Here is a 6,597-nt window from a genome sequence, read left to right as displayed (position 1 = left end):
GTCGATGCAATAACGCTCTGGCCGCAAACCGTGCAGCTACCCTCGCATGACGAACCCCGATAAGGGCATCATGGGCTACCGAAGCGGCCTCGTAGTCGGCCACATTCATCTGGGCCCGTCTCTCTGCTGAGATCGGTGTCCCACGAGGTGCAGTGTGTTCAAAGTGGCTGTAGCTACTGAATATGCCCGGTTTTGACCCGTCGATAACCATATCGAACTCGGCTCTCGACTGAGATCCCATCGCGGCCGTCGCACCTTGGTAGGTGTGAACTAGGTTCCCCTGTTCAATCGGCCCATGCACGCCTTCCGGGTCATCATAGAGTGCTCTCCAGCCGAAGAAATGCATATCACCGTCAAGGATATTATTAATCTGGGCCATCTCATCGAGGCCAGTCGTATGTAGCATTCTGGCCCAGCGGCCGATGAACTCGCCGGTTGCAGGGTTTACGGTCGTAAACTTCTGAATCCTGAGGGTCTTATGGAGATAACCCACCCTTTCCGTCGTGGTGATTGCGGGTAGCTCTAGCCCAGCCTCCCTGATAAGTCTGGCTACCCTTCGTTCGGCCAGGCGAATTGCGGGCTGCAGTAAACTGGCCACAAAGCGATCAACGCTGCCACGACTCGGGCTGGCGTGAAACTCCAGACCTCTTTTCATTCCATAAGTAAATAACTTTATCTCTGATTAGGCAATCAGATGATCGTTATTTGTTTGCAATCAAAGACTAAAGAACCGCTTCGATAGCGGCCCACTGGGCTTCATGTTCTTCGTCGGTCGGGATGATAATTGAGACCTGGCTACCGACTTTGGCCTTGTAGTAGGTCACACTTGCCATTAGGACACGGTATTCGCGGGCGTTGGCTTCTACGTAATAGACACCGTCGTGGTTGACGAGTGTGCCGATAATCTGCTTTCGTGGAACTGGACCAATCTGCTTATAGACAAAACTGCCATCGTCGGCGATGGTCAGCTTAAGGATGTCGCCTTCAACCAACTTTGATTTGCTAGCATAGTTAGCCGGTATTGGGTACGTCTTGCCATCCGGACCGATCATATTCTGGCCGTCGAAGACACCCTCAATAACCTTGCCACTCATCTCCTCTTGAGGAGTGTGCTGGACCATCCCATCGTCTCCTACGAGGCTGATCAATAACTCTTTGGCGGCCGAAAGATTGGTCTCTGCATCCTGGATTAGGCTTCGCAGGCGCTTGATTTGCTTCTCAGGAATGTCTGACATCTGTGTGGTGATTCCTTACCTGTATTTGTTTATCTACCTGAATCGAGTTCAGCGTATCACCTTCTCTATGAATAGTCAAAAAGTTATCCACAACTACACCACATAGTGCGTTCCGTCACAGATACTCGGCCATATAGTTGCAAAACGTGATTGCGTCTGCGTTGTATAATAGACATATGCTCTATGTGAGGTGGGGCAAAACAATATAACCAACCAAAGGAGGGTGGGCATGCTTAAATTTAGCAAGATAAGTCCGATGGTGAGGGCCATTGGTACAATGGGCGCGGTAGCCGCGTTAGTCGGTGGAGTAACATTCGCGCTTACGTCAAGTCCAGTTACACTGGCAGACGATACGATTAATGCCAGCGCGAGCCTACAAATTAGTAATGGTGGGGCATATTCAAGCTCTGTAAGTGGTTTTAACTTTTCAGGAATGGTACCTGGTGGAGCAGCTTCACCCAACCAAACATTTTATCTTAATAACAATGGTACGAATCCCGTGAGTGTAACGGTGGACATTCCAACGTTACCTACGTTCACGGTTTTGCCCAGTGGTACGGTTGATGACTCACAGGTATTCCTGAACGTCAGTTGTACATCTGGTAGCTCAGGTAACTTTAGTTTAACCACTGGCAATGACTTCAACGCTCTTTCGAGTGGAGTCGCTTTGACAGGTGGGCCGTTACAACCTGGGGATACTGCTACTTGCACAGCTAACGTCTCAATGGGGGGCAGTGCAGTATCACCAACAACTGCAAACAGTGTTTCGTCAGGCAGCTTCAACCTTGACTTTACTGGCACTGATTAATCGGCTAACCCATGGAAACACTTCGACGTATTAACGTCGGCATCAGCACAATCATACTTGCGTTATGCGCAGTTATGTTTGTTGTGTTCGGTTGGTCTGGCTCGGGTTGGAAGACCTTAGCCATCCCAACCGGTAGTATGCGGCCTGACATACCGCCTGGTTCGCTGGTGTTCGTGCACAGTGTTCCCACATCCTCTTTAAGGGTTGGGGACATTATCACGCACATGGATGCTAACAACCCAAGAATAACCCTTTCGCACAGAATTGTGAGAGAATACTGGACAAATCGAGGAAAAACAGAAGAATTTGTTACAAAGGGTGACGCCAATCGGCTACAAGATGGACCGACCTCAAGCGCTATGGTTATAGGTAAGGTTGGCTGGCATGTCCCCTATATTGGTTGGTTGGTCCTGAACGCTAAGAAGCCGCTCGTTATTTTGCCAATCATCTATCTTGCTGGCTTGCTCGTAGTCATCGAGGAAACGAAGCGGTTAAAGGACTACTACAGGTCGATGCAACCATACCTGGCCTACGGCTTCTCTCCAGTTTTGGTACTGCCTACTCGCTCAAGTCGGAATACGCGCCTTTCAGCTGCAGTGGTGCTAACGGTGGTAATGAGCACTGTTCTGGTTGGTCAAGCGGCGTATGCCTTACGCTCGAACACAGTCTCGCTTTTTGGCAATAGGATTACGACAGTATTACATCACGTTTGTTCTGGCAACGTCACCAACACTAACAATATAAATGTGACAAATATAAACAACCAGAACACTCAGTCTGGCAACGCAAGCTCCAATAATGGAACTGCTACTAGCGGGAATGCTAGTAGCAGTAGCAGTCAGTCTTCGACAGTTACTATCACCGAAGGGTGTTAGTAACGAATCGATAACTATTTGACGTCGACAGTAGCGCCGGCCTCTTCGAGCTTCTTCTTAGCTTCGTCGGCCTTAGTCTTGTCAACTTTCTCAAGAATGGTCTTTGGAGCACCATCAACGAGCGCCTTAGCCTCACCAAGACCAAGACCGGTGACTTCCTTGACTGCCTTGATGGCGGCAACCTTCTGAGCACCGCCGTCCTTGAGAACGACGTCGAATTCACTCTTGGCGTCTTCCTGAGCTTCCTCACCGCCACCGGCGGCAGGGGCTGCAGCAACAGCTACAGGCGCAGCAGCTGAAACACCCCAGTATTCCTCAAGAAACTTGACGAACTTGCTGATCTCAAGAGCACTCATCTTATCGAGCTCTTTGACCAGACCTTCAAATTCCTTAGGAACTTCAACCTTGGCGCTTTTCTCTTCCTTAACCTCTTCTTTTGTCTCTTCTTGCTTGACTTCTTCGTCTGCCATCTTAATTCTCCTTAATTTAATAACTTATGACGTCTTCTAATGTTGATCTGAGATAGTAGCTCTATCACTTTCGTCTCGTGGGTAGATGGGCGGCCCTGCCATGAGCTCAAGAAGTTCGGAGTGAACTTCTCTACCTACTGCACGCAGTTTATTCGCGGCTGCGTTAAGTGCCATCCCTACTTCCGATGAGTCCAGGATCCCCGGACTGCTAGATTGCGCAAGAGCAGTACCACGGAACGCTGTTCGGAATAAGGCCTGTCCGAGCATCTCGGCACGGTAGACCTCATTCGCTACCATGGCCTCTCTCGAGTCCGGGCCTGGCATATCAACGCCGTGTTCGTCAAAAATACGTGTCACCATGGGATTTAGGCTCCGAGGCTCTCCGACCGGGCGCTTAAGACGTTTAGAACGCCGCGGATGTTGCCAGAGAGAACGCCCATAAAGCCGGTCAATGGGGCCGACAGAGTGCCAACCAACTGGGCACGGAGCTGATCCTTGGTCGGTAGGCTGGCTAGCGCCACTACCTCGCTCTGATCGAGCAGTTTGCCGTCGTTGGTCAGACCAGCCACAAACTCAAGAGCTGGGTTGGCCTTAGCAAAAGTTGCCAGCACTTGGGCTGGAGCAACCTCATCCTGGTCATTGAAGGCATAGAGTAGCTGACCGGTGAAGACGGACGTATCGATGTCCTTTAGGTGGGCTACCTGCGGAGTGGCGACCTTAACCAAGCGGTTCTTGACGATCTTGATCTTGGTGCCGTTTTCGCGGGCTGCTCGCCTGAGCGCCTGCATCTGGGCTACGTTAAGGCCTTCGTAACGTGCTAGTACGGTTAATTTACTATTGGTGAGCAGATCATTCAGCTCACTAACGAGTTCTTCTTTCTTTTGACGAGTAATCGCCATAGTTCTTAACTCCTTTTTGGGCTTTAGGTATTGTATCGACCGGGTGCTTACCTGGAAGCGGTGTTCGTGCTGAACAGAGTATTAAAAAAAGTCTCTGGTTCTCGCAACACCAAAGACTCTCATAAAAGGCTAAAATATATATTTCATCCTCGGTAGCATTCTTAAAGCTTTGGGCTCGCTACTGTCTCTGGTCTGAACTCCTTAATTGTAGTCGATTTTACTCGAGAGGTCAAGAAAGGTGTGTCGTATCGAGCCACCTTCTCAATGTACTGGCGAAGGACCTCATCAAACTGCTTGATGGCCTTACGATCGATCCATTCATCATCTCCGTGGTGGCCACCACCGGGCAGGCCTGGCACGACGCACTGTAGGGCGTGATTGTCAAAGTAGCGGGCATCTGTTGTCCCATAGGCGTCGACATAGCCGATCTTGGTCCTCGTCACCTCTTCAATGGTCCCGGTGAGCTCTCTTACAAAGGGGTTTTTAAGGTCAACCGTATGAACCGGGCCGTCAACCAAAACCTCGTCGATAATCACATCGTACATTTTCGCCAGGCGGTGAATCTCAGCCATGAGAAGATCTCGATCTGCCTGATCTTTAAAGCGAAAGTCCAGATACGCTTCAGCGTAGTCTGGCACTTGAGTCAGGGTTGGAGCTAGACCGCCCTTGATTTGGTTGATACTGAAGGTTGATGTCGTGGGCCCCTGATACTTAAAGTTTGCCTCGTTAAGGTGGTACAGGTACTTACCCAGTTTGGTGATGGCATTTTCACCCTCCCAAGCACGAGACGAGTGACCAGACTTGCCCTTGGCGACAACACGCAGGTCTATGATCCCCCTGGACGACTTTTCTATGTTCCAGAAATCGTGGTTACCATGATCGGGCAAGATCGTAAACGTCGGACGATAACCATAGTCGTCGATCAACCAGCGGACGCCGTTGGCCCCGCCGATCTCCTCGTCGCTGGTAATCATGATGCCAAGGTCATAATCTTGGACGTGACTGCTGATCTGCTGGACAAAGTTTAGATACGCGGCTAGCGCGAACTTCATATCAAAGACGCCTCTACCTGAGAGCTTCTCTTTCGTCCGTTTGACCTTAAATAAATCATCTGTCGCTTTGACGACATCGACGTGCGAAGCAAGACAGATACGAGGGGTCTTAAGGTTGCTTTTGTGGGTGCTGGCTAGGAGACTCGGGTAGCCCTTCGTCACAAACCGCGTTACATGAAAGCCGCAGTCGGTCAGAAGGTTGTCAGCGAAGTCCAAAAGCTCGATGGTCTCGGCGAAGTTGCCGGACACCGTTTTATAGCTTACTAGCTTGTTGAGGATCTCTTCGGTACTCATGTACATACGATATATGTAAAAACCTAATTATACACTCTTGTCAATCTCTTATCAACTGGTGGGCGGCTGAGTGATTACGCGTGGATCGACCAGCCAACTCTGGTGGGCGGTTAAGACTGAAGCCGTGTGGACGACCGTGGTATCCAAGCTATCGATTAACTCTGAGGCGTAGCTCCCGTCTACAATGATGCCATCTGGTTCTGTCTGCCATGCTTCGTCATCTACAAGATAACCAACTGCTTCTGCATCGTCAGGATCGAGTAGATAGAAGTCGCATCGCTCGGTCTGAAGTCGGCGGATTGCACCATGTGTCTCTCCATCGATCGCCATAGGAACCCGGCCCGTGACAATATCCATGCTTGGCTGCCAACGCCTCAGGACAGGTAATATCCGATCTTCAAATGTAATGGCGCTGAGCTGGTACTGCAGAGCTCGTCTTCCCGGCGCTTCGTCTGGGGTGTGCTCGAGGGAGCTTCGTTCGGCTCCCGGTAAATGAGTTGTCAGGGATGCCATGAATTCCTTGTCGGTGGCCACGTCACGGTTAGTGCCCATGTTATCTGTGTCGTCATTCCAGGTTACGATATCGAGAGTTGCATGGTCCAGATACGGAGTGGCCAAAAGTGCTGCCAGTCGTGAATCGGGCGTGCCACTCGGGTTACTGGCCTCTTTGGCCGGGTGTTTACCCCGAATCTTACGGTAGTCATGGGTTCCAAATTTCCAACTTGATCGGTCGGGATTAATAGCCGGGCTGAAAGCGCCTTCGCTGGCTAAAGATGCTACATGCGAGGCGGCTCGTTCTGTAAACGACAGCGCTGGAGCGGCCTCGGCCAGCTGAACAGAGCGAGGCCTAACACCGATACGTCCCTTTCCTGTGGCAAATATGCCCAGGCGTTCGGCGACTCCCGGCTCACGTCGCTCAAGCCATTCAACCACAGCGGGTCCTGAACCCGTTCTGACCCTATTA

General features: G+C 50.8%; 9 protein-coding genes and 1 other annotated feature. Of the genes, 2 read left to right on the top strand and 7 right to left on the bottom strand.

The annotated features are described in order from the left end of the window. Together VGS28_03605 and VGS28_03600 are read right to left on the bottom strand one after the other, a co-directional pair. Window positions 1–655 (bottom strand): sugar transferase (locus VGS28_03605; protein ID HEV2412866.1); only part of this gene is annotated, 655 nt, incomplete at its 3' end. A 67-nt stretch (window positions 656–722) separates the two neighbouring features. Then, window positions 723–1,235, bottom strand: a complete 513-nt coding sequence (locus VGS28_03600) for a hypothetical protein (protein HEV2412865.1) — start codon at window positions 1,233–1,235, stop codon at window positions 723–725. A gap of 229 nt (window positions 1,236–1,464) precedes the next feature. Here VGS28_03600 and VGS28_03595 point away from each other — a divergent pair, with 229 nt between their 5' ends. Beyond that, a complete protein-coding gene (locus VGS28_03595) occupies window positions 1,465–2,043 on the top strand; it encodes a hypothetical protein (protein ID HEV2412864.1) in 579 nt (192 codons plus the stop codon). A gap of 11 nt (window positions 2,044–2,054) precedes the next feature. Next, window positions 2,055–2,918 carry a signal peptidase I gene (locus tag VGS28_03590; GenBank protein HEV2412863.1) on the top strand — a complete coding sequence of 288 codons (864 nt, stop codon included), beginning with the start codon at window positions 2,055–2,057 and terminating at the stop codon, window positions 2,916–2,918. A gap of 14 nt (window positions 2,919–2,932) precedes the next feature. Here the strand turns inward: VGS28_03590 and rplL are convergent, their stop codons facing one another. The 5 genes from rplL to VGS28_03565 all read right to left on the bottom strand — a co-directional run. Then, the gene (gene rplL / locus VGS28_03585) at window positions 2,933–3,388 is read right to left on the bottom strand and encodes a 50S ribosomal protein L7/L12 (GenBank protein ID HEV2412862.1); all 456 of its coding nucleotides are present in this window, start codon (window positions 3,386–3,388) and stop codon (window positions 2,933–2,935) included. 36 nt (window positions 3,389–3,424) lie between these two features. After that, the gene (locus VGS28_03580; protein ID HEV2412861.1) at window positions 3,425–3,748 is read right to left on the bottom strand and encodes a hypothetical protein; all 324 of its coding nucleotides are present in this window, start codon (window positions 3,746–3,748) and stop codon (window positions 3,425–3,427) included. Between the two features lie 5 nt (window positions 3,749–3,753). Then, window positions 3,754–4,287, bottom strand: coding sequence for a 50S ribosomal protein L10 (rplJ, locus tag VGS28_03575; protein HEV2412860.1), 534 nt, complete (start codon window positions 4,285–4,287; stop codon window positions 3,754–3,756). A gap of 75 nt (window positions 4,288–4,362) precedes the next feature. Continuing rightward, window positions 4,363–4,496: a sequence feature (ribosomal protein L10 leader region), on the bottom strand. Further along, window positions 4,449–5,633 carry a M20/M25/M40 family metallo-hydrolase gene (locus VGS28_03570; protein HEV2412859.1) on the bottom strand — a complete coding sequence of 395 codons (1,185 nt, stop codon included), beginning with the start codon at window positions 5,631–5,633 and terminating at the stop codon, window positions 4,449–4,451. It overlaps the preceding feature by 48 nt. A gap of 51 nt (window positions 5,634–5,684) precedes the next feature. Next, window positions 5,685–6,597, bottom strand: a 913-nt coding sequence (locus VGS28_03565) for a hypothetical protein (GenBank protein HEV2412858.1), incomplete at its 5' end; no start/stop codon positions are given.

The sequence above is a fragment of the Candidatus Saccharimonadales bacterium genome (assembly GCA_035945435.1).
Classification (GTDB): Bacteria; Patescibacteriota; Saccharimonadia; order Saccharimonadales; family DASZAF01; genus DASZAF01.
The sequence above is the reverse complement of the archived record's forward strand: the minus strand, read 5'-3'. Positions and strand labels throughout refer to the sequence as shown.